The organism is Halorussus caseinilyticus (assembly GCF_029338395.1).
Classification (GTDB): Archaea; Halobacteriota; Halobacteria; order Halobacteriales; family Haladaptataceae; genus Halorussus; species Halorussus caseinilyticus.
Window position 1 is genome coordinate 3,232,577 of record NZ_CP119809.1, and the last position, 22,305, is coordinate 3,254,881.

Below are 22,305 nucleotides of genomic sequence, written 5' to 3' on the forward strand. Positions count from 1 at the left end.
CCGGCGACGGAGCAACCTACTGCCGTGTTACTGGTCGTCACGTACTCGCAGGCCGCGCGCCAGACGCTCCGGAACGTCTGTAACGGACACGACGAGACCGTCGTCCAGCGATTCGGCCGGGCGGCACTGCTGGAGGCGACCGAACTCGGGGCGTTCCTCGCGCTTCGCCTCCGCGCGAAACACGCTGGCGACGTGCAAGTAGAGCGGACCGCGCCGTTCAACGAGTTCGAGGACGCTCCCGAGGCGGTTCGGGACGCGGCGGCGGCCTACGAGGACCGCGAGCATCCGAGTACCCCCTACGCGAAGTTCGCTGTCGGCACCGACCACCCGGACCTCGACGCGATGCGCGGCGTCGAACTATGAGGGTTCGCGTCGGCGAGGCGACCCGAACCGGCCGGGCCATCGACCTCCGGGGCGTCGATTTCGAGGGCGTTGGCGTCGATGCGAGCGCAGTCGCCGACGCGATTCGTGCCGGACCCGGAGAAAGTTCCGCCGTCGTTATCGACTGCCCGGACCCCGGCCCTGCCCACGCTCACGTCGGCGTGATTCGCGCCGAAATGGACGTGTCTCTCCGGGTCGCGCTCGCGGCCGCCGCACGCTCGCGGGGCCACACTGCTCCGCAGGCCGAGGAACTTGCCGCGGTCAGGGACCGCCTCGACGCCCTCGACGTGCCGGAAATCGACCTCCGGCGCGCCCGCCGCCGGGTCGCCGAGGCGAGCGATGTCGCCGACGAGTTGCGCGAGCGAGTCGCCACGCTACAGGGCCGGGTGCAGGCGCTCCGCGGGACGCCCGCGGGCGAGGACCTCGACGCGGCCGAGTCCGACCTCGAAGACGCGACTCGTCGCCTCTCGGAGGTCGAAACCGAGCGCATCGCGGCCGAACAAGCCTTGTCTCGCGCCCGCGACCGGGCGCGCGCGAACCGCGCGCGCCGCCGGGAGCGACTCCGGTTGGCCGACCGCGAGAGCAACCTCCGGAGACGGGTCCGCGAGACGCTCGCCGACGAGGTGCGCGAGGCGTTCGAGGGCGCTCGGTCCCGAGCGCCCTCGAACGCCGTCCGCGAGTCGGTCCGGACGGCGCTCGCCGTCGCGCGCGTGGCCGAACTGGACGCCCCGGTCGTGCTGGTCTCCGGCGTCGATTGCTTCGAGAGTGCGGAGGCGGCGGCCCGGTGGTTGGACACACCCGTAATTAGCGTCTGAGTTACTATCTATTTCTTTTAGCATTGTATAGGTTTCTCTAACACGTGCATAGATGGCTCTAGTCTCTCGGTCGTCACGTCGCGGCGCGAGCGGAGCGAGCGCCGCGACGACGCGCCCGCGCCCAACTTTATCACCGAAGACGGGACGAATCCGGGCCATGGTCGAACTCGACTGGCACGTCGAATCCCGCGCCGGAGTCTCGCTCGTGGAACTCGTCGTCCGTAACCCGACCGCCACCGCCCGCCGGTTCAGGGTCGGAAACCGCCTCGACGGTCCGGTCCGGCCGCCGCGTCGGGAGGGCGTCCCCGCCGCCGGGTGGGACGACGGCGGATTCGAGGGCGTCGTCGGACCGGGGGTCGGCGCGCGCTCGGGTACGCCAGTCCCGCCTCGCCCGCCGAACCTCCGGCCGAACTCGTCTGGACCGAGCGCGCGGGCGAGTCCGAACGCGGAGCGACCCGCGATTCGGACGCGCTCGCCGGTGACGCGACCCCGGAGGGCGTCGTGCGTGCGCTCGGCGACCCCCGGCCGCCCGCCGATGCGGTGCCCTCCTCAGACGCGATGCACTCCGTCTCGGACTCCGATGTCTCGCTTCCGGAATCCGTCGAGTCGTGGTTCTCGAACGTCGAGAACCGGGCCGAGCGGAGCGAGTCGCCTCTCGCGGCACCCGAGGACCGCCCCGCGCTCGCTTCGCTCGCGCGTCGAATCCGGCGACTCCGAGGCGAGGGGTCGCGCCCACGTCCGTCGAGCGAGTCGCGCGGGCCGCGCGACTCGCGGAGGTCACGGTGATTCTGGCCGTCGCGGGCGGGAAGGGCGGCGTCGGCAAGTCCACCGTCGCGCTCGAACTCGGCGCGGCGCTCGACGCCGTGGTCGTGGACGCCGACCTCTCGATGGCCGACCTCTCGGCCCGGCGCGGCCCGGACCTCCACGACGTGCTGGCCGACCGCGCCGACCCCCTCGAAGCGGTCTGCGAGGACGGACCCGTGCGCTTGCTCCCGTGTGGGCGCACGCTCGCCGGAGCGCGCGCTGGCGACGTGACCCGCCTCGTCTCGGCAGTCGAAGCGGTCGAAGACGCCTACGAATCGGTCGTCATCGACTGCCCCGCGGGGATGGCCGCCGACGCCGGGATGCCTCTACTCGCGGCCGACGCCTCGGTTCTCGTCACGACGCCCCGCGAGTTCGCGCTAGCCGACGCCCTCCGGACGCGCGAACTCGCCCGCGAACTCGACGCGGGACTCGCCGCCGCGACGCTGAATCGGACCGGAGAGAATCCACCGATAGAGGAGGTCCGACGGGCGCTCGGTGCCCCGGTCGTGGCGATTCCCGACGACGAGCGGGTCCGGCGAGCGCACCGCCACGGCGCTCCGGTGGCAACAATCGCGCCGGAGACCCGACCGGCCGACCGATTCGCAGTACTCGCGGAAGAAGTCGGTAGGTCAGTCCCGTAGGTCCTGATACGCCGACCGGAGCGTCACCGCGGTCACGTCGGCGACTCCGGCGGCTTCCTTCTGGGTCATCCGGTGGCGGGTCTCGCGCGCCGCGGCGTACAGGCACGCCGCGGCGAACCCGCCGGGATTTCGGCCCGCGACGAGGTTTCGGTCGTGACCGCGCTCGACCAACTGGGCCGCCTCGCGCTCGATTTCGGTCGGCAGGTCGAGTCTGCTGGCGAACCGCGGCAGGTACTCGCGGGGGTCGATGGGTCCGGTCGGAAGGCCGAGTTCGCGGTTCATCACGTCGTAGGCCGTCTTGAGTTCGCTCCGGGTCGCCCGGGCCACGTCCAGAATCTCGTCCAGCGTGCGCGAGACCGAGGCGGTCCGACAGGTCGCGTACACCGCGGCGGCCGTGAATCCCTCCAGTGACCGGCCGCGAAGCAGGTCCTCGGACTGGGCCGACTCGAACAGCACGCACGCCCGGTCCCGGACGTTCTTCGAGAGGTCGAGCGCGCTCACCAACCGCCGAATCTCGGTGAAGGCGTACACCTGATTGCGCTCGGTCTTCGACTTGATGCGGGCGCGCTCGTGGTGTTTCCGCATCCGGGCCACCCGCCGACGCTTGCGCCCGGTCAGTCGCAGGTCGCTGTCGTGGCCGATTTCGGTCGTCAGGCCCCGGTCGTGGCGCGACCGAGTGAGGGGTGCGCCGGTCCGTTCCTTCTCGTTTTCGTCGTCCGCGAACGCCCGCCACTCGGGACCGCGGTCGATTCTGTCTTCGGAGACGACGAGTCCGCAGTCGTCACAGACCGTCTCGGCGTCGTCGGGAGTCAGTCGTCCGTCGCACTCCGGGCACGTCCGTTCGGGAGCGTGTGCTTTGCTCATCACAGTCGAAACTTCGCCCGAAATCGTATTTAAAGGAAGGCCGTGGCGCGGGGAAACGCCCGAGAGCGCGCCGAGGAAGGTACCGGTAAACGGTAGGCTCTTGCCGCCGCGCGATTATCAGATTCGATACCTGTCGAGGAAGTTTAAGTCGATGACGCGACAACCTCGACGTGTGACGCTCTCGGACATCGCCGACGGACTCGAAGTCACTACCGAGCAACGGGACCGCGGAATTGCGTCGGTGGACGCGACGGCGGACGACGAGACCGACCTCCGGGAGCGACTCGCCGACTTCGCCGACGACCTGCCCTGCGACGCCACCTCCGCGGCGACGATAGTCGAGGGCCACGCCTCGGGTCAGTCGGTCGGCGACACCGCCCACGACGCCGGAGTCGCGCCGATGACCGCGGCCAAGACGCTCCACTTGCTCGGGTGCGAGGGCGTCTCGCCGCTGACTCCGCGCGCTCACGAGATTCTGCGCGACTGGCTCTCGGCCGACCTCTCGCGGACCGAGGCCCGCGAACTCGCGGGTGCGAACGAGACCGAGTTCGCGCTGGCGACGTTCGTCGAGACCCACGACCCGCTTGCTGGCGCGACCGAACTGGTAGAAGGCGCGCTCGCGCCCGACGGCGACGCCGCCGTCCGGAAGCGCGAGGTGCTGGCCGAGACGATGAGCGGGAGAGGCGAACTGCTGTAACCGAAACTCAGGAGAGCGCGTCGGGCAGGTACTTCTCGGCGTCGAACTCGAGCAGTCCCGATTCCTCGAACTCCAGTTCCAACTCCGCGTCGAAGACGACTTCCGCGGCGTGTGCGACGGCGGGCGCGAATCCGGACTCGGGGTCCGTGTTCCCGTCGCCGACGCTCGCGGGCACGTTCTCGACGCCCGTGGCCTCGCTCTCCGGGACTGCGGCGTCGGCGCTCCGGAGCGGTTGGTCCTCGCTCGCGCGGTTGGCGACCACGGCGTCCGCGCTCGCGCCCACGTCCGCGACCCGCCCGCGGGTGCGCTGGAGCGCGTCTACGCCGCGTTCGCTCGCGGGCGCGACGACCGCGACTCGCTCGGCCGCGGTCACGGCCGCGACGACTTGGTTCGCGGCGACCGGCGGCGCGTCAACCAGTACGTGGTCGAACGACTCACCTGCCTCCGCGAGCAGAGTCTCGAACCGCTGGGCGGCGTCGGCGGTCTTGGCGCGGGCCATCCGCTCGAAGGGCGCGCGCGCCGGGCAGAGTTCGAGTCGCCCCGCGAGGTCCGTGGTCGCGGAATGCTCGCGCAGGCCGTCGGCGAGCGGTCGGTTCTCGGTCAGCACGCTCGTCAGGTCTGGTTCGACGCGCCCGGAGACGTGACGCGCCAGTCCCTCGGTAGCGAAGGCGGCATCGAGGACGGCGACTTCGCGGCCGTCGCGGGCGAGTGTCGTGCCGACTTCGACCGCGAGTCGGGTCGTGCCCGCGCCGCCGGTCGCGCCGACCAGCGCGGCAGTCGAGTGGGTCATTACTCCGGGGTTGCTCCGGCCTGATATAAAAGGGTACGCTTGGTCGCCCGGCGGAACCGACCACGGGAAAGCGCCCGGCCGACCAACCGTCGTGGGTGGGATAAAGGGGCCGCCCGCTCGCGGTCACGCGAGCGGGCGGGGGCTTTTGAAACGTTCATTTCGGCGGTTCCTGCGGTCGCACTCACTGCGTTCGCGCTCAGTCGCGTTGCGTGTGAATCTCCTCGGCGATGTCGTCCAGTTCCTCGTCGGTCAGGTCCGGGCGCTGGCCCGCCACGGCGTGGATGGGATTCCCGCCGTCGCCGTCGAAGCGCGGAATGATGTGGCCGTGGACGTGGGGCACCTCCTGTCCGGCGGCCTCGCCGTTGTTGAACGCGACGTTGGTTCCGTCGGCGTCTACGGCGTGTTCGACCGCGGTGTTGAGGCGGTGGAGCGCGCCGAAGACGTGGGCCGCAACGTCCTCCGGGGTCTCTTCGAGCGTCTCGTAGTGGTCTTTCGGGATGACGAGCGTGTGGCCCGGCGCGAGGGGGTTCGCGTCGAGGAACGCCATCGCGGTGTCGTCCTCGAAGACCTTCCGACTCGGGATGTCGCCATCCACGATTTGACAGAAGATGCAGTCGTCGTGACTCATGGCTGTGATGGGTGTGTTTGACCGCGCGGCGTATCAAGTTTGAGGCTTCGGGCGTCGCTGGAGCGTTCTTCGGGCGGGCGGTGACCGGGACCGACGAATGTAGAGGTGTTTTTAGATGGTTCTTGGAAATAGCTATAGCTATTTAGAGAAGCAAAAGATTGCTAAGAAAATTGTAGAAGTTGCTACGATAGTGTAGGAAAGAGATGGAGCGAGCGAGAGGCGCGAACGAATCAGACTGCCACCGCACTGCGGACCGTCCCGCACCGCCATTGTACGGCACCACCACTGCACGGCACCGCCACTGCACCACAACTGCCACCGAACTGCAGTCGATTGCCGACGCCAATCAGGACCGAACCGCAACCGCACCGCGACTGACCTCACGCCTCCCCAACCTCCTGCGGTCCTCACTTCGTTGCGGTCCTCGTCCCTCGCGCGCGTTGCTCGCGCGCGCCAGTCGAGCGTCCTCGCGTACAGTCCCGACTGCATAACCGAACCCAATTTAACTCAGTAGGAGAACAGAACAGATATGAGCAGGTTCGACGAGGTAGACGACCAGTACGAACCCGAAGCGGTCGAAGACCGGGTGTTCTCGTACTGGGACGACGTTGACGCCTACCGAAAGACCAAGGAGCATCGCGCCGACGAGGAGACGTTCTTCTTCGTGGACGGCCCACCGTACACCTCCGGCGCGGCCCACATGGGAACGACGTGGAACAAGACGCTGAAGGACGCCTACGTCCGCTATCTGCGGATGCAGGGCTACGACGTGACCGACCGGCCGGGCTACGACATGCACGGCCTGCCCATCGAGACTCGCGTCGAGGAGCGTCTGGGCTTCGAGAACAAGAAGGACATCGAGGAGTTCGGCGAGGAGAACTTCATCGAGGAGTGCAAGGAGTACGCCGAAGAGCAGTTAGAGGGGCTTCAGGAGGACTTTCAGTCGTTCGGCGTCTGGATGGACTGGGACGACCCCTACAAGACGGTCAACCCCGAGTACATGGAGGCGGCGTGGTGGGGCTTCGAGCAAGCCCACCAGAAGGGACTGGTCGAGCAGGGCCAGCGGTCCATCTCCCAGTGTCCGCGGTGTGAGACCGCCATCGCCAACAACGAAGTCGAGTACGAGGACGTGGAGGACCCCTCCATCTACGTCAAGTTCCCCCTGCGCGACCGGGAAGGCTATCTCGTCATCTGGACCACGACCCCGTGGACCATCCCGGCCAACACCTTCGTCGCGGTGGACGGCGACGTGACCTACAAGCAGGTCCGAGCGTACCGAGACGACGGCCCGGAGGACGGCGAAGTCCTCTACCTCGCCGACGGATGCATCGAGGAAGTCCTGAAGAAGGGCCGGTACTCCGACTACGAAGTCGAAGGCGAGTTCACCGGCGAGGAGATGGTCGGGTGGGAGTACGACCATCCCCTCCACGAGGAGGTCCCCGACCACGCCAGCGCCGACGACGCGCTACAGGTCTACACCGCCGACTACGTGGAAGTGGACCGCACCGGACTCGTCCACTCCGCGCCCGGCCACGGTGAGGAGGACTTCGAGCGCGGCCGCGAACTCGGTCTCGACATCTTCTGTCCGGTCGGCGGCGACGGCGTGTACGACGACTCGGCCGGGAAATACGCCGGACAGTACGTCAAGGACGCCGACGACGACATCATCGCGGACCTCGAAGACGCTGGCCTGATGCTCTCGTCGGGCACCACTTCCCACAGTTACGGCCACTGCTGGCGGTGTGACACCGGCATCATCCAAATCGTCACCGACCAGTGGTTCATCACCATCACCGACGTGAAAGACGACCTCCTCGACAACATCGAGGACAGCGAGTGGCACCCCGACTGGGCGCGGGACAACCGCTTCCGGGACTTCGTGGAGGAAGCGCCCGACTGGAACGTCTCGCGCCAGCGCTACTGGGGCATCCCCATCCCCATCTGGACTCCGGAAGACTGGTCCGGCGACATGGACGACGCCATCGTCGTCGGCACCCGCGAGGAACTCGCCGAGAAGGTGGACCAAGACGTGGACCCCGAGGAAGTTGACCTCCACAAGGGCACGGTGGACGACCTCACCATCACCGAGGACGGCACCACCTACACCCGCGTCCCCGACGTGTTCGACGTGTGGCTCGACTCCTCGGTCGCCTCGTGGGGCACCCTCGACTACCCCGAGAAGGGAGACGACTTCGAGGAACTGTGGCCCGCCGACCTCATCATGGAGGCCCACGACCAGACCCGCGGTTGGTTCTGGTCGCAACTCGGCATGGGGACCGCCGCGGTCGGCGAGATTCCCTACGAAGAGGTCCTGATGCACGGCTACGCCAACATGCCCGACGGCCGCGGCATGTCCAAATCGAAGGGCATCTTCGTGGACCCCCACGAAGTCATCGAGAAGCACGGCACCGACCCGATGCGGATGTTCCTCCTGTCGGTCAACCCGCAGGGCGAGGACATGCGCTTCTCGTGGGACGAGACCGCCGAGATGCAACGGGACCTCAACATCCTCTGGAACGTGTTCCGGTTCCCGCTCCCGTACATGCGTCTCGACGGTTTCGACCCCGACGAGACGACACTGGACGACGTGGACGAGGACCTCGAACTCGTGGACGAGTGGGTCCTCGCGTGCCTCCAGTCGGTCGTCGGCGAGATGTCCGACCACTGGGAGGACTACCGGCAGGACAAGGCGCTCCACGCGCTCCTCGACTTCGTGGTCGAGGACGTGTCGCGGTTCTACATTCAGGTCGTCCGCGAGCGCATGTGGGAAGAGGAAGACAGCGCCTCGAAGTTGGCGGCCTACGCCACCTTCTACGAGGTGCTGACCACGGTGGTCGCCCTGCTCGCGCCCTACGCGCCCTTCGTCACCGAGACCATCTACGGCACGCTCACCGGCGACGAGGGCTACGACACGGTTCACATGCTCGACTGGCCCGAGGTCGACGAGTACTGGCAGGACGCCCAACTCGAAACCGACGTGACGCTCCTGCGCGCCATCGAGGAAGCGGGGTCGAACGCCCGCCAGCAGGCCGAGCGCAAACTCCGCTGGCCGGTCACGCGCATCGTGGTCACTGCCGACGGCGAGCGAACGGTCGAAGCGGTCGAGCGCCACCGCGACCTGCTGGCCGACCGACTAAACGCCCGCGAAATCGAACTCGTCGCTCCCGGCGAGGACTGGGGCGAACTCCACTACTCCGCCGAGGCCGACATGAGCGTCCTCGGTCCCGAGTTCGGCGACGACGCCGGGCGAGTCATGCAGGCGCTCAACGACGCTCGCGTCGAGAAACCCACGCTCGCGGCGCTCGAAACCGCCGTCGAGGAATCGACCGGCATGGACGTGGACCTCACCGACGAGATGGTCGAGTTCGTCACCCAGACGCCCGAGGGCGTCACGGGCGTCGGGTTCGACACCGACGGCGACCAGCGCGGGGTCGTCTACGTGGACACCGAACTCACCGCGGACATCGAGAGCGAGGGCTACGCCCGAGAGGTCATCCGCCGGGTCCAAGAGATGCGCAAGGAGATGGACTTAGACATCGAGGAGCGCGTCCGCCTCGAACTCGACGTGGCCGACGACCGAGTGGCAGACCTCGTGTCCGAGCGCATGGACCTCGTGAAAGAGGAAGTCCGCGCAGACGAGGTTGGTGAAGTCGAGGACGGCCACCGTAAGGAGTGGGAAGTCGAAGGCGTCACGATGGAGATTGCGGTCGTTCCGCTGGCGGAAGTAGAGGCGTAGGGCCTTAGCCCCACCGTTCATTTTATATCCGTTCGGTTAATTGTTGTTGATGTGAGCAATTCCACCGAAATAGAGAAACGAGTACCCGGTTTCGTTTATTTGGATATGAATCGAGTAAAATCGATATCCTCCCGCATCGATCAAGGGTATATAAAGGAGCAAGTTGAAGAAAAAGAGGAAAGTGAGGAAGTTGCCGCATCTATTTATGGAAGTATCAAAGCACATATTTTCGGTTCAATTGGGCCAAGTGCGGAGACTGGTGCTGAAGTGAGTGGTAGTTTTGCACAGGGCTCTCGCTCGCAAGAAACAAAGGCACTACATCACTATTATTATAATCTCCTCGAAGATTGGTTAGAACAAGCAGAAGGAGATTGGTTCCATGATGTGGATTCTATGTCTAGCGAAGTTGGAGGTGCATCTGCTTTACCTAGCCGGTTCCGGAATACGGTAAATGAAGGCGATATTATTCGAGTATCTGGGGATGTCAACCTCATGGACTTTCAGACAAGTGTTGATTTGATGGACGGCTTTTTCGACGCAATTGATCTACTTGAGGAGTTCCAAACGGAGACCATCCGTAATCAACTCTCTGGTATGAGTGCGGAGGATATAGATATGAGCGAAATAAGCCAGTTGGAATTTACTGAATTCAGGTCATTAAAACCCCTTTTTGAGACACTTGAGGCTGTTCTCCCTGATGAGTACCGTGACATGATAATTACGGAACTTGATCTCGCAAATACAGGCAATGATTTCGGGTTCTGGGCCACAATAAAACGGGATAAATTGGAAACTAGTCCCGTGGAGTTGATTTCTAAACACCAATCACAAGAAGTCCCCAACTGTACGATGCTTGCACGAGTTGAGAGTATTACCACTGAACCTAACGAAGACCCTACTGCTGAAGAAATAAATCAGGAAAATGATGATTTCGAGTTCGGTGAGTTACTACACGTTGCTAATGATTTAGGTTCAGAGTTTGGCTTGAATGTAGAATATCCTAAGGTCTCAGTCTCGCCTATTTCAATCTATAGGTAGAGGGAAGCGGAGAGAAGATTGAAAAAGAATTACAACTTGTCTGCAATCACCGACGCGACCGACACCTCGCTCATCGGACGCTCGATGGTGTCGGTCCCGTAAATCGCCTCGACGCCCGCCTGCGAGAGTTTCGTCACGGCGTCGGCGGCCAGCATCGGGTGGACGCAGGTCACGAACACGCGACTCGCGCCCTTCTCGTTCAGAATCTCGACCGCGCCCGACATCGTGGACCCGGTGGCGATGATGTCGTCGGTCACAATCACGTCGCGGCCCGAAACGTCGGTGTCGCTCGGGGTGAGTTCGACTTCGGTGCCCGAGAGTCGCTTCTTCTCGAAGTAGTCGGTCTCGCCCGACCCGTAGGCGTCCCGGACCGTCGCGGCGATGTCCAGCGCGCCCTCGTCGGGCGAGAGGAAGACGGGATTCTGGAGGTCGGCGGGGAGCGGGTCGGCGAGTCGGCCCGCGGCGTCTACGGGTTCGGCGGGGACCTCGAAGAAGTCGCAGACGGCCGTTTCGTGGGGGTTGACCGTCAGCACGCGGTCGGTGCCCGACGAGATTGCGCGGGCGACTGCGCGGGCCGAGACGGGGTGGCCCGCGTCGAACGCCTCGTCCTGTCGGGCGTAGCCCATATACGGCAGGACGGTCACGACTTCTCGGGCACCCCACTCGCGGGCGGCGTCCTGCAACTGGAGGAGTTCGACGTGGGCGTCCGACGAGACGGTCGAAGCGACGACGACGGCCCGGTCGTCGTCGGTCTCGGCGAATCCGGGCGCGGCCGCCAGCAGTTCACCGTCGGGGAATCGCTCGTACTCGACGCTTGCGAGTGGTTCGTCTATCTCGGCCGCGAGTTCGGCCGCCAGAACCTGCGAGGCTGACCCGCTGATAATCATGTGCGAGGGGTGTACGTCGGCGGGTAAATCGGTTTTCAATCCGCGGTCGGTGTTCGGTCGTCGCGGGTCGTCTCGGACTCGGAGACGCCGACTCCTGTTCTGGGGTGGATTCGTTACTACAGCTACACACATTCACAAATTACTCAAACTATATATTAAATACCGTATGAATATCCGCGGACGACGAACGGTTCGTGCGATACTGATACTCTTTCTGGTGGTTCAGTTGGCGGTCGTTTCGAGCGGACTCGTCACGTCCGAAGTCCGAGACCAGACGACGCGCTACGAGGCGGCCAGTCGGGACGCCCCCGGTGACAAGCCGCAGGTGGTGGCCCCCCGAGATAACGTCACTGTCGTCGGGTCGGACGGATGGGGCCAGAGCGGTGCGCGCGCAAGCGGAACTCATCGCGTTCGCGCCGAACGGGACCGTACTCCACTACAACGACACGTACGAGGGGTATCTCGACGTGGACCCGAGTCCGCGCGGGGAATCGACGGTCACGTACGTCGCGCACAAGGAACTTCCGAGCGAGGACTGCTATCAGACGCGCAAGTGTACGGAAATCGCCCTCCAGCGTTCGAATCTCACGACGGGACACACCGAGACGTTCTACCGGACGGTGACGCCTCGCGTCTCGTCGAGTCGCTGGCACGCCGTTGACCGCATCAACGAGACGCACTTTGTCGTCGCCGACATCTACCTTGACCGCGTGTTCGTCCTGAACGTTTCCAACGGTCGCGTCGAGTGGGCGTGGCGGGCGAAACAGGAGTTCGACCTGTCGAGCGGCGGCGCGTGGCCCAAAGACTGGACGCACGTCAACGACGTGGAAGCTCTTCCCGACGGCCGATTCATGGTCGGTCCCCGGAATCAGGACCAAGTGGTGTTTCTCGACCGCCGGAAGGGGATGCTCGAAAACTGGACGCTCGGCGCGGACGACGACCACAGCGTCCTCTACGAACATCACAACCCCGACTACATCCCGGCCTCGGAGGGCGGCCCGGCGGCCGCCAGCGCCGAGTTCGGTGGCAAGAACGGGTCGTTCGTCGCCTCGGCGATTCTCACCGTCAAGAACCTGATTCCGGGTATCGTCGTCAACGGACTCATCTACGTCCTGCCGAGTTGGGTCGGATTCGTGGAACTCGCGGCGCTGGCTGGGTCGGTGGCGACTGCGCTCGTCTAGTTCGTCGCCGAGTTCTACTGGTCGGCCTTCCGGATTCAGTTGCCAATCGCTCGGCACTGACCGCCCCCGAATCTCGCCCGACTGCTCTCTCGCTCGACTGCTTTCACCTGCTACGGCGCGGCGACCGCTCGCACGCCGCGCAGTCCGAGAATCTGGTGATTCCACCCGTCGCCGACCGACAGCAGGAAGGTCCCGTTCTCGGTGACGGCGTAGGTTCCCTCGCCGTCGTCCAGCGCGACCACCCGCTCTTCGACGGGTAACGCGACTTCGGTCCACGCCTCGCCTTCGCGTGCGAACAGGCCCTCGTCGCTCGCGGCGTGCGCCCGGCCGAGCGTTCCGGAGTTGGCGACTTCGGCGCTGACTGCGCCGAAGTCGCCGTCGAGTTCGTCTACCCACCCGTTGGCGAGTCGGTAGAGTCCGTCGCCGGTCGCCGCCAGCGGAACCCCCGCCGCCGACACGTCGCGGGCGTCTTCGAGGCCGACGTGCCGGAGACCGTCGGCCGTGGCCCGGTAGACGCCCGATGCCGCGACGAGGAAGTCGCCGTCGATGGCCCGCACGTCGTCAATCTCGCCGAGTTCGGTCCAGTCGCCGTCCGCCCCTCTGACGACCGTCCCGTCCTCGCGCGCCGCGAGGATTCGCCCGGAACGGGCGAATCCGACCGCCACGGACGGGCCGACGCCGAGTGCTTCGAAGGCGGGGTCTTCGCCCGCTTCGGAAACGTTTTCCTTTCCTTCGGAATTGTTTCCGTTTGTCTTAGAATCGTTTGGGTTGCTCTGGCCGCCGAAGACCCCGACCAGCACGTCCTCGTCGGTCGCCACCACGAGGCGGCCGTCCGCTCCCGCGGCGTCGCGGGCCGAACACTGGCGGGCCAGTCCGAACTCGCCCACGAGGTCGTCTGAGGTGTCCACGCGGGCCACGCCGAACTCGCCGACGACGTACACCGGCGTCGGTCCCTCGCTGGCGTCGTAGACCCGCTTCTCGTCGATGCTGATGCCCATGTCTCAACGAGGGTCGCCGGGGAGTGAAAACGTTCGGATTGGGACGTTCGGAATAGTGGGGTTCGACGGTCATCGGAGTGAGTGAGGTTCGACGTTCCGATTTGCAGGGGGAGGAGAAGCGATAGCTAGCTACAGGCTTGAACCGATGAAGACCGCACAGCACCGCCACTGCACCGCACCGCGACCACACCGCACCGCGCCCCGTTCCTCCCCGCCGCGTTCGCGCGGAACCGCGCGAACGCGGCGCGTCCCGTGGTCTGTGACACCGAGCGCACCCCGTGGTCAGTGACGCCGAGCGCACCCCGTGCCAGTTGCGGAGTGCGCAGTCCCGCGGGTCGTGCCAATCCCCGAAACCGCGGTCCGCGTCGGGTTTCTCGGGCGTCCTCACGCCTCGCCGTCGATGTCGGCCCGGCCGCTGGTCGCGCTTCGGATGCGGTCCCTGAGTCCCTCGGCGTCCTCGACCGGCACCCGGACCTCGAAGGCGACGTTCTCCTCGTAGGCGGCCTCGAACTCCGCGCTCGCGCTCTCTAAAATCCCGCGTACCGTCCCCGAGTCGTCGTACTCGACCGCGACCGAGAACCGTTCGTGGGGGCGTTCTTCCACGACTCCGGCGTCCTCGATTGCCTCCTTGACCCCGCGGGAGTACGACCGCGCGAGTCCGCCGACCCCGAGGTTGGTCCCGCCGTAGTACCGGGTCACGACCGCCACGACGTTCTCGACGCCCTCCTGCTGGAGGACGTTGAGCGCCGGTTTGCCCGCCGACCCGGAGGGTTCGCCGTCGTCGTCGCCGTACTCCCGGAGCATCCCGCCGCCCGACCCCGTGCCGCCCGACTCCCGGACCCGGTAGGCGGGCACGTTGTGGGTCGCGTCGTCGTACTCCGCGCGAATCTCGGCCACGAACGCCTCGGCGTCTTCGCGGTCGGCCGCGGGCGCGGCGTGGCCGACGAACTCCGAGCCACGGACCTCGAAGGCGGCCCGGCCCCGACCGCCGACCGTTCGGAAGGTGTCCTCGCCCATTCGTCTCGTCGCCGGATTCGTCCCCCTCGGCCTTCCTTCCGTCGGTCCGCGGGTCGGCCTTTGGACGACCCGCGGACCGACCCGCGCGCCGGACCTCACTCCGCGGGGACGACCCGGTGGAGTCCGCCGCCGTCGTCGCCGCTGGCGAGGACGTAGATTTCGCCGTCGGCGTCCCGGCCGAACGAGTAGACCCGCCCGACCTTCCCGGCGTCGTCGTCGGCCGCGTCCACGACGCGGGTCGTCCAGAGACCCCCGTCACCGCCGCCGTCGCCGCCGGAAGGCATCGCGGCGAACAGTCGCCCGCGGGCCGCGAGGTCCGCGAAGAGGTAGGTTCCCGAGAGGTCCGGGAGCGCGGACCCGCGGTAGACCTGCCCGCCGATGACCGAGACGCCGGTGACGCCCTCGCCGGAGTGTGGGTACTCGATTACCGGGTCGCGGAGTCGCTCGCCGCCACGAACGTCGTCGGGGGTTCGGTCGGGGCAGTCGTCGGCCGAGTAGCAGTGGGTGCCTTCCCTGACGTTCCATCCGTAGTTGCCGCCCCTCTCGACCAGACTCACTTCCTCGTACCCGCTCTGGCCCACGTCGGCGACGAGGAGTCGCCCCCGGTCGAACGCCATCCGCCACGGGTTCCGAAAGCCCCACGCGAAGTGTTCGGGCAGGCCCGCGCCGTCGCCCGCGAAGGGATTGTCGTCGGGAATCGCGTAGTTGCGGTCGCCCGACGACTCGCCGTCCACGTCGATGCGGAGGACGCTCCCGAGCAAGTTCTCGGTCACGTCCTGTCCGTTGCCCCCGCCAACCGCGTCGTACCAGTCCTCGACGTGGCCCGCGCCTCGGTCGCCGCCGGACCCGCCGTCGCCGACGCCGACGTAGAGGTAGCCGTCGGGACCGAAGACGACGGACCCGGCGTTGTGGTTGCCCTGCGGTTCGGGGATTTCCAGAATCGTCCGCTCGGAGTCGCGCTTTGCCCGCCTGCCGTCGTCGCCGACCTCGAACTCCGCGAGGACGAAGGTGTGGCTGTAGCCGCCGGGCGTTCCGTCTCGCGGCGGGGCGCTGTACCGGACGAACGCCCGGCGATTCTCGGCGAAGTCGGGATGGAGCGCGATGCCGAGCAGTCCGGTCTCGCTCCCGACGGTGACGGTATCGCGCAGGTCCAGAAACGGCTCCTCGCGCAGGCCACCCGACTCGTGGACGAAGACCCGGCCCTGCTGGTCGGCGACGTAGCGACGGTCGGTCTCGGGCGCGAACGCCACGTCCAGCGGAACGTCGAACCCGGTCGCCAGCGTTTCGAGTCCGACCGATTCGGGGAGGTCGCCCGTAGTTGCCGTCTCGGTTCCGGACGAGTCGGTCGTCGCCTGCCCGCCCGGTTCGTCGGCGGACTCGGAACACCCGGCGAGACCCGCCGCCGCGCCGACGGCCGCGACCGAGAGGAAGCGCCGTCTGCTGGAAGTCGGTTGCATACCGATTGCATAGACGCCGAACGGAAAATAACTGGGTTCGACTGGAGGTTCGGCCGGGACCGGGGTCGGTCCTCGTCGGGAAACACCGCCGTCCCGCGACACACAAAACATATCGCCGGGAACGCCGAACTGCCTCCAATGAGCGACGCCCACAGCGCCGAGACCGACGCCGATGCGGGTGCCGACGGCGAAGTCGCCGACTTCGCCGTCGAACTCGACTTCGGCGAGAGCGGTCGCATCCCCGCGATTGCACAGGACGCCGACACCGACGACGTGTTGATGCTCGCGTACGTCACCCCCGAGGCCGTCGAACAGACCCGCGAGACGGGACTGGCCCACTACTACTCCCGGAGCAGAGACGAACTCTGGCAGAAGGGCGCGACCAGCGGGCACGTCCAGCGCGTCCGGGAGGTCCGGGCCGACTGCGACGGCGACTCCCTGCTCTACCTCGTCGAACAGGAGGGCGGCGCGTGTCACACCGGGTACGAGTCGTGCTTCTACCGGACGCTCGACGGTGAAGTCGTCGGCGAGAAAGCCTTCGACCCCGACGACGTGTACGAGTAAGATGAGCGACCAACAGACTGCGGCGGCCCGGTCGGACCTGTCAGCGTCGCTCGCCGACGCGGACGCCGCCTACCGCGACGTGGACGCCGACATCGCCGACTACGGCGAGGCGACGGTCGAAACCGTCGCCGACGCCTACGACCGAGCGACCGACCTGCTCGACCGCTACGAGGGGCAGGCGACCGGAACCGGCCGCGAGAACTTCAAGAACTTCATCCAGTTTCAGGACGCCTTCGCCTCGCTGGTCGAGGACCTCCCCGACGAGATGCCCGGGCGAGACGCGTTCGAGGCCGCCAACGACCGGTTCGACAAGCGCCGACTCAGCGAGGACGACTTCGAGCGCGCCCGCGCCGACCTCGAACCCGCGGGCGAAGTCGCCGGACTGCTCGCCGAGCGACGAGCCGCGCTCGAACGCTACCGGGAAGTCCGGCGCGAAGTCGGCCACGCAATCGCGGACCTCCGCGAGGACATCGCCGACGCCGAGCGACTGGTGGAACTCGGGGAGGCAGACCTCGACGCGCCAATCGAGAAGATTCGGGACCCCATCGAGACCTACAACGACGCCGTGAGCGAGGCGTTCGCCGAGTTCAAGGCCGAGACCGGCGCCCGCGAGGTGCTTTCGTTCGTGGCCGCGACCCACGACTACTCGCTGGTCGGGTTCCGCGACCCGCCCGAGACCCTCCGGGAGTACGTCGAGACCCGCGAGGCCGGGACCGAGACGATTGGCGACCTGCTGGAGTACGCCCGCTACTCGAACTCGAAACTCGACCACTACGTCGAGGACCCCGCCGCCCTGAAGCGCGCGGTGGCGACCAACGAGACCTACCTCGAACGACTCGACGCCGACCCCCTGCAACTGGCGTGGCCGCCGGAACCCGCCGCGGAGTTGCGGTGGCGCGTCGAGGAGTTGGTCTCGGTCGTCGCGCGGTTCGCCCCCGAAGCGGTGGTCGCCGACCTGAGGGACGTGCAAGCGGTCGTCCGGGACGCCGAGCGGTTCGAGCGACTGCGGACCGCCGCCGAAGCGAAGGCGGAGTTGTCCGACGCCGAGCGAGAGCGAGTGGCCAGCGGCGAGGTGGCCGCGGAGTTGGCCGACCTGCGCGAGCAGAAAGAGCGGTTGGAAGACGTGCGAGAAGAGTATCCCGAGCGGTAGTCAGACCTCGAATAAACGACCGACGAAAGAGACGGTCTTAAATACGTATATTAGCTATTGCATTTTAAATGGGGTTACGGTCTGTTCAGGTAAGGGACGACTCCGGGGAACGAAAACGGCTTGACCACGTAGTCGGCGTGGACGAGTCCGGAAATCCCGACGGAAACGGAGGACCGTTCGTTATCTGTGCGGTTCAGTGTCCGCGAAGTTACGGAGAGCAACTCGCCGAGCATCTAATCGACGCGGGTCTGAACCCGTGGAGGAACAAGTCCAACTCGTTGTCCGTCGCCGATAGGGCCAAAGCGACTCAGGACAGGCGCGTGAAACGTCTCGTCGCTTCGCTCGATTCGACTCCAGTAACGTGGTGTGCCGCCGTCGGTTGGGAAGCCTACAATGTCCCCAAGCGTGCGGCGATTGCCTGCACCGTGAGTAGCAAGGCATTGACGACACCCCACGACGACCGGATGCCCGACTTCGAGGGTGACGCGGTGCTTCTCCACGACGGAAACGCGGAAACGTACGGTGATAACCAGTTCTATCTCCGTAAAAAAGCGAGTGCCCAGTTCAACGCGTCGTTTCAGTCTGCCATCTGTTCGGTCTACGTCTCGTCACTTCCAGACGCGGACTTGACGTATCCAGAAGTGACTACCGCAGATTACATCGCGGGGTACGTCCGGAAGACGCTCGCCGACGGCGAGATAGGCATTCGACAGCTACCGAAACAAGTCATTTGGGTGAGTTCCGACTGGACGTGCGAGGACGTTCAACCAGCACCGCTGTACTGGCTTCGAACGTCGGGGGCCAAGCAAACGGCTACCGAACAGTCACGGGTGATAGCGTGGATAGAAGGGCGGCGACCACCAAAGAGTGGGTTTTCGTCCGGTAGACGGTTCGAGAGGGTCGTCGAAACCCGACTCGAATCTGAAACGCTAAAGCAGTATCTAACCGAACTCGCGTAGGTAGAACGGAAGTCATCGGGGCGTGAGCCATTACCTCGCGCCCCTCACCGGAACACACCCCGCGGTTTGCAAGGGTCTGTTCCGCTTCCTCACGTGTGAATTGCGGACTAAACGTCTAAAAGGTTACGTCTATTTCGAACGCTATCTGACTACACTTCCGCCTTCGCCGCCCGCAGTTGGCCTTCCATCTCCTCGGCCAACTCCTCGGCGCGGGCCTCCTCGCGGGCCTCGGCGTAGATTCGGACCATCGGTTCGGTGCCGCTCGGTCGGGCCAGCACCCACGCATCGCCGTAGTCGATGCGATAGCCGTCGAGGGTCGTGGTGTCGGCAGACGACTCGTCGGCCTCGCGCTCTGCGGCGGCTAACAGGGCCTCGCGCTCGGCGTCGTCGTCGTACTCGATGTTGATGCGGACGTTGTGGTAGCCGTCGTAGGGCGCGACGACTTCGCTGGCCGGGCGGTCCGCGAGCAGTTCGAGGAACTTCGCGGCGGTGTACGCGCCGTCGCGCGAGAGGCGGTAGTCGGGGAAGAAGATGCCGCCGTTGCCCTCGCCCGCGACCGGCACGGACTTGTCTTGGGCCTGTAGCTCCCGGATGCGGGTGATGATGTTGGTCGAACCGATGGGCGTGAGTTCGAGGTAGGCGTCCCGGTCGTCGGCCACGTCCACGAGTCGCTGGGAGACGTTGACCGCCGAGACCACCGAGTCGCCGGGTTCGAGTTGGGCGGCCGCCAGCGCCGCGAGCGTGGCGTCTCCCTCGACGTACTCGCCGTTCTCGTCGTAGAAGATGGCTCGGTCGGCGTCGCCGTCGTGGGCGATGCCAACGTCGGCGTCGCTGGCCTCTACGAGTCGGCCCAAGTCGCCGAGGTTCTGCGGGACGGGTTCGGGGTTCCGTCCGGGGAAGTGGCCGTCGGGTTGGCTGTTGGCGGTGACGACGCGACAGCCGAGTTTTCGGAAGAACTCGGGGCTGGTGAGCGACCCCGCGCCGTGGCCGGGGTCCAGCGCGACGGTGAGGTCGGCGTCCGAGATAGTCTCGCGGTCCACGGCGTCGAGCAGTCCCTCGACGTACGCCCGGCGCGCGCCCTCGACGCGGCGGGTCTCTCCGGTCTCGCTCCAGCGTACCGACTCGAACTTCTCGGCGAGGAACTTCTGTTCGATGCGCTCCAGTTGCTCGACGGCGAGTTCCACCCCGTCGTCGCCGATTAGCTTGACGCCGTTGTACTCCGGCGGGTTGTGCGAGGCGGTAATCATCACGACCGGGGTGCCCTCTCGCTCGGCGTACGCCTGCGCGCCCGGCGTGGGGACGATTCCGAGTCGGTCCACGTCCGCGCCGACGCTGGCGAGTCCGCTGGCGGCGGCGTCGGCGAGCATCTTTCCGGTCGCGCGGGTGTCCCGGGCGACCGCTACTCGGTCGGCCCGCCACACCGTCCCCGCGGCCTCGGCGACTTTGAGTGCGAACTCGGGGGTCAACTCCTCGTTGGCGACCCCGCGAGTGCCACTCGACCCGAACACTTTCATGTCCCCGAGTCAGTACCCGCGGGCAAAAGTTATTCCGAAGCGCGACGCGGTGAGGGCCGGAGCGAGTCGGTCACGAGTCGCGGACGAGAGTCGATTGCGTTCGGTGACACTGACCACGAGGTTGCGCGCAGGGGGTCTCGGTCCACGGACTCCGCTCGGCGTCACAGACCATGGGACGCGCCGCGTTCGCGCGGAACCGCGCGAACGCGGCGGGGAGGAACGGGGCGCGGTGTCGTGCGGTGCTGTGCAGTGCGGTCTTCGTCGGTTCAAGCCTGCCGTTCGCTTCTCGCTGTCGGGGTCGTCGCGGTGTTCTGTCACCGGTGACCGCGACAGCTATCCGTCGGTGACAACGAAATACATTCGTAAAACAATCGAAAAACTGTCTTTAAAGATTGTAGAAGAGTCTGAGAGACGTACAAGGGTGTCCGTCCACGACGCGCGCGTCGAAAAAGAACGCTTACTTGCCGATGTCGATTTTCTTCCCGCCGTCGGCGTCCGCCTCGGGTTCGACACGCGGCAGGTGGACCTCCAGCACGCCGTTGCGGTACGAGGCCGTAATCTCGTCCTCGACGATTGCCTCGGGAATCGTCACGCGCTCTGCGACCCGGCGCGAGCGGGCGATTTCGCCGCGGAGGGCGATGTCGCCTTCCTCGTCGCTGGTCTCCTCGCGCATCTCGCTGGCGGCGTCGAGGGTCAACACGCCTTCCTCGAACGTGAGGTCGATGTCTTCGCGTTCGAATCCCGGCAGGTCGGCGACGAAGACGAACTTCTCGCCGTGCTTCTTGAGGTCCATGCTGACGCCCCCGCGCTCGCGGGCGGGCGTCCCGAGTTCGCCGCCGAGCGACCGACCAGCGTTGAGCGACCGGTCAGTGCCGAGCGACCGGTCAGTGCCGAGCGACCGTTCGGGGGCCCATACGCGGGTGCGGAGTTGTTCGAACATTCGGTCCATCTCTTCGAAGGGGTCGTATCGAGCCATTCTACTTCACCATCTTCCTATAGGCTCGGTGAAGAGATAAAGATAGTAGGATACGTGCTATCACGCGGCCGAAATCGGGCGTTTTGGAAGATGGATTCTGTGGTCGCTCGCTTCGAATAGCCTCCACAGGAACTAGAACTACGGTGACTTCCTCGAAAGCCCCCGCCCGCTCGCTACGCACCGCAGGAACGAGAACTACGATGACTTTCTCGAAAGCCCCCACCCGCTCGCGGTCGCTCAGCGACATATCCTCGACTCGCTTCGCTCGTCTCGGATAGGGGTCGCTGAGACGACCACAGGCCTGCGGCCGCGAGCGGGCGGCCCCTTTATCCACCCCTGTCGGTTGGTGGGCCGAGCGCGTCCTGTCGGTTGGTGGGTCGGGCGCGTCCTGTCGGTTGGTGGGTCGGGCGCGGCGTCAGTCCAGCAGTCCCTCTTCCTCGAACAGGTCGCGGAGTTTCTCCATCGTGGCGACTACCGTGTCGCAGGCGGGCCGGACCGCGGACTTCGGGAGGAAACCGACCGCGAGACCCGCGACTTCCAGCATCGGGAGGTCGTTCGCGCCGTCGCCGACCGCGATGGTGTCGCTCATGGCGATTTCGCGCTCCCCGGCGAGTCGTTCGAGCGCGTCGTCTTTCGTCCCCTCGATGAGCGGACCCTCGACTTCGCCGGTGAGTTCGCCGTCCTCGACCGGGAGGCGGTTGGCGACGATGGTGTCCACCGAGACGCCCTCGCGTTCCAGCGCCACCTCGACGCCGCGCTCGAACCCGCCGGTCAGGACCGCCGTGGTCACGCCCGCCTCGTTGAGTTCCCGAATCACCGTCGCGGCGTCGGGTCGGAGGTACACGTCGTCGAAGGCTTCCTCGGCCTTCGCGTCCGGCAGACCTTCCAGCAGAGCGGCCCGGTCCCGGAGGCTCTTGGCGTAGCTAATCTCGTCGTTCATCGCTCGCTCGGTGATGTCGGCCATCTCGTCGGCGACTCCCCGTCGCTCGCCGAGCAGAACCGTCATCTCCGAGTCCGAGAGCGTCCCGTCGAAGTCGAACGCTACCAGCGTCATGGCAGGGGATTCGGATGCCGGGGGCTTGAAACGACCGATAGATGCGGGTGTTGCGGGAGCGAGTGCGAGCGAGAGCGCAAGTGCGGGCGAGAGCGCAAGTGCGGGCGAGCGCGAGACGGGACAACGCTTATCTCGTACGCAAACACAAACACAA

At 66.0% G+C, this 22,305-nt stretch carries 22 protein-coding genes and 1 pseudogene; 12 read left to right on the plus strand and 11 right to left on the minus strand.

The window, feature by feature from the left end; genetic code table 11:
• The first annotated feature begins 24 nt into the window (after positions 1-24).
• The 5 genes and pseudogenes from P2T60_RS16325 (at position 25) to P2T60_RS16340 (ending at position 2,641) form a co-directional block, all read left to right on the plus strand.
• Positions 25-363, plus strand: a complete 339-nt coding sequence (locus P2T60_RS16325; protein WP_276280296.1) for a DUF7855 family protein — start codon at positions 25-27, stop codon at positions 361-363.
• Positions 360-1,196, plus strand: a complete 837-nt coding sequence (locus P2T60_RS16330; protein ID WP_276280297.1) for a DUF7856 family protein — start codon at positions 360-362, stop codon at positions 1,194-1,196. Before P2T60_RS16325 ends, P2T60_RS16330 begins: the two co-directional genes overlap by 4 nt.
• Positions 1,197-1,353: 157 nt before the next feature.
• Positions 1,354-1,482: pseudogene (locus P2T60_RS21980) on the plus strand (DUF7857 domain-containing protein); the annotation flags it as partial.
• A 29-nt stretch (positions 1,483-1,511) separates the two neighbouring features.
• Positions 1,512-1,982, plus strand: coding sequence for a DUF7857 domain-containing protein (locus P2T60_RS16335; protein WP_276280298.1), 471 nt, complete (start codon positions 1,512-1,514; stop codon positions 1,980-1,982).
• The gene (locus P2T60_RS16340; protein WP_276280299.1) at positions 1,979-2,641 is read left to right on the plus strand and encodes a nucleotide-binding protein; all 663 of its coding nucleotides are present in this window, start codon (positions 1,979-1,981) and stop codon (positions 2,639-2,641) included. The genes P2T60_RS16335 and P2T60_RS16340 overlap by 4 nt, the downstream gene beginning before the upstream one ends.
• On the opposite strand, the gene P2T60_RS16345 is transcribed toward P2T60_RS16340, so the two are convergent.
• Positions 2,630-3,505: a transcription initiation factor IIB gene (locus P2T60_RS16345; RefSeq protein ID WP_276280300.1), complete on the minus strand. Its 876-nt coding sequence runs from the start codon at positions 3,503-3,505 to the stop codon at positions 2,630-2,632. The two genes, P2T60_RS16340 and P2T60_RS16345, sit on opposite strands and share 12 nt — an antisense overlap.
• A gap of 172 nt (positions 3,506-3,677) precedes the next feature.
• Between P2T60_RS16345 and P2T60_RS16350 the strand changes: the two genes are divergently transcribed.
• The gene (locus P2T60_RS16350; RefSeq protein ID WP_276280301.1) at positions 3,678-4,202 is read left to right on the plus strand and encodes a DUF7858 family protein; all 525 of its coding nucleotides are present in this window, start codon (positions 3,678-3,680) and stop codon (positions 4,200-4,202) included.
• A 7-nt stretch (positions 4,203-4,209) separates the two neighbouring features.
• Here P2T60_RS16350 and P2T60_RS16355 read toward each other — a convergent pair whose 3' ends face one another.
• A complete protein-coding gene (locus P2T60_RS16355) occupies positions 4,210-4,992 on the minus strand; it encodes a MinD/ParA family ATP-binding protein (protein WP_276280302.1) in 783 nt (260 codons plus the stop codon).
• A gap of 196 nt (positions 4,993-5,188) precedes the next feature.
• Entirely contained in the window at positions 5,189-5,620 is a 432-nt protein-coding gene (locus P2T60_RS16360; RefSeq protein WP_276280303.1) for an HIT family protein, read from the minus strand.
• Positions 5,621-6,149: 529 nt separating this feature from the next.
• Here P2T60_RS16360 and ileS point away from each other — a divergent pair.
• Positions 6,150-9,356 carry an isoleucine--tRNA ligase gene (gene ileS, locus P2T60_RS16365; RefSeq protein ID WP_276280304.1) on the plus strand — a complete coding sequence of 1,069 codons (3,207 nt, stop codon included), beginning with the start codon at positions 6,150-6,152 and terminating at the stop codon, positions 9,354-9,356.
• A gap of 51 nt (positions 9,357-9,407) precedes the next feature.
• Positions 9,408-10,394: a DUF6414 family protein gene (locus tag P2T60_RS16370; RefSeq protein WP_276280305.1), complete on the plus strand. Its 987-nt coding sequence runs from the start codon at positions 9,408-9,410 to the stop codon at positions 10,392-10,394.
• 29 nt (positions 10,395-10,423) lie between these two features.
• Here P2T60_RS16370 and P2T60_RS16375 read toward each other — a convergent pair whose 3' ends face one another.
• The gene (locus P2T60_RS16375) at positions 10,424-11,281 is read right to left on the minus strand and encodes a ribose-phosphate diphosphokinase (protein ID WP_276280306.1); all 858 of its coding nucleotides are present in this window, start codon (positions 11,279-11,281) and stop codon (positions 10,424-10,426) included.
• A 383-nt stretch (positions 11,282-11,664) separates the two neighbouring features.
• On the opposite strand from P2T60_RS16375, the gene P2T60_RS16380 reads away from it, so the two are divergent.
• Entirely contained in the window at positions 11,665-12,462 is a 798-nt protein-coding gene (locus P2T60_RS16380; protein ID WP_276280307.1) for an aryl-sulfate sulfotransferase, read from the plus strand.
• A gap of 110 nt (positions 12,463-12,572) precedes the next feature.
• Here the strand turns inward: P2T60_RS16380 and P2T60_RS16385 are convergent, their stop codons facing one another.
• From P2T60_RS16385 to P2T60_RS16395, 3 genes are all read right to left on the minus strand, one after another.
• Entirely contained in the window at positions 12,573-13,460 is an 888-nt protein-coding gene (locus P2T60_RS16385; RefSeq protein WP_276280308.1) for an HVO_0234 family beta-propeller protein, read from the minus strand.
• A gap of 384 nt (positions 13,461-13,844) precedes the next feature.
• Complete coding sequence (locus P2T60_RS16390) at positions 13,845-14,477, minus strand: IMPACT family protein (RefSeq protein ID WP_276280309.1); 633 nt, start codon at positions 14,475-14,477, stop codon at positions 13,845-13,847.
• A gap of 95 nt (positions 14,478-14,572) precedes the next feature.
• A complete protein-coding gene (locus tag P2T60_RS16395; protein WP_276280310.1) occupies positions 14,573-15,934 on the minus strand; it encodes a PQQ-dependent sugar dehydrogenase in 1,362 nt (453 codons plus the stop codon).
• A 138-nt stretch (positions 15,935-16,072) separates the two neighbouring features.
• On the opposite strand from P2T60_RS16395, the gene hisI reads away from it, so the two are divergent.
• The 3 genes from hisI to P2T60_RS16410 all read left to right on the plus strand — a co-directional run bounded on the left by hisI (position 16,073) and on the right by P2T60_RS16410 (position 18,607).
• Entirely contained in the window at positions 16,073-16,498 is a 426-nt protein-coding gene (gene hisI / locus P2T60_RS16400; RefSeq protein WP_276280311.1) for a phosphoribosyl-AMP cyclohydrolase, read from the plus strand.
• Position 16,499: 1 nt separating this feature from the next.
• Positions 16,500-17,648: a DUF7118 family protein gene (locus P2T60_RS16405; RefSeq protein ID WP_276280312.1), complete on the plus strand. Its 1,149-nt coding sequence runs from the start codon at positions 16,500-16,502 to the stop codon at positions 17,646-17,648.
• A 137-nt stretch (positions 17,649-17,785) separates the two neighbouring features.
• Complete coding sequence (locus tag P2T60_RS16410) at positions 17,786-18,607, plus strand: hypothetical protein (protein WP_276280313.1); 822 nt, start codon at positions 17,786-17,788, stop codon at positions 18,605-18,607.
• A 149-nt stretch (positions 18,608-18,756) separates the two neighbouring features.
• Here P2T60_RS16410 and glmM read toward each other — a convergent pair whose 3' ends face one another.
• The 4 genes from glmM to serB all read right to left on the minus strand — a co-directional run bounded on the left by glmM (position 18,757) and on the right by serB (position 22,151).
• Complete coding sequence (gene glmM / locus P2T60_RS16415) at positions 18,757-20,121, minus strand: phosphoglucosamine mutase (protein ID WP_276280314.1); 1,365 nt, start codon at positions 20,119-20,121, stop codon at positions 18,757-18,759.
• Between the two features lie 457 nt (positions 20,122-20,578).
• Positions 20,579-21,097, minus strand: coding sequence for an Hsp20/alpha crystallin family protein (locus P2T60_RS16420; RefSeq protein ID WP_276280315.1), 519 nt, complete (start codon positions 21,095-21,097; stop codon positions 20,579-20,581).
• A 1-nt stretch (position 21,098) separates the two neighbouring features.
• Positions 21,099-21,344, minus strand: coding sequence for a hypothetical protein (locus P2T60_RS16425; protein ID WP_276280316.1), 246 nt, complete (start codon positions 21,342-21,344; stop codon positions 21,099-21,101).
• Between the two features lie 168 nt (positions 21,345-21,512).
• A complete protein-coding gene (gene serB / locus P2T60_RS16430) occupies positions 21,513-22,151 on the minus strand; it encodes a phosphoserine phosphatase SerB (protein WP_276280317.1) in 639 nt (212 codons plus the stop codon).
• Between the last annotated feature and the right edge of the window lie 154 nt (positions 22,152-22,305).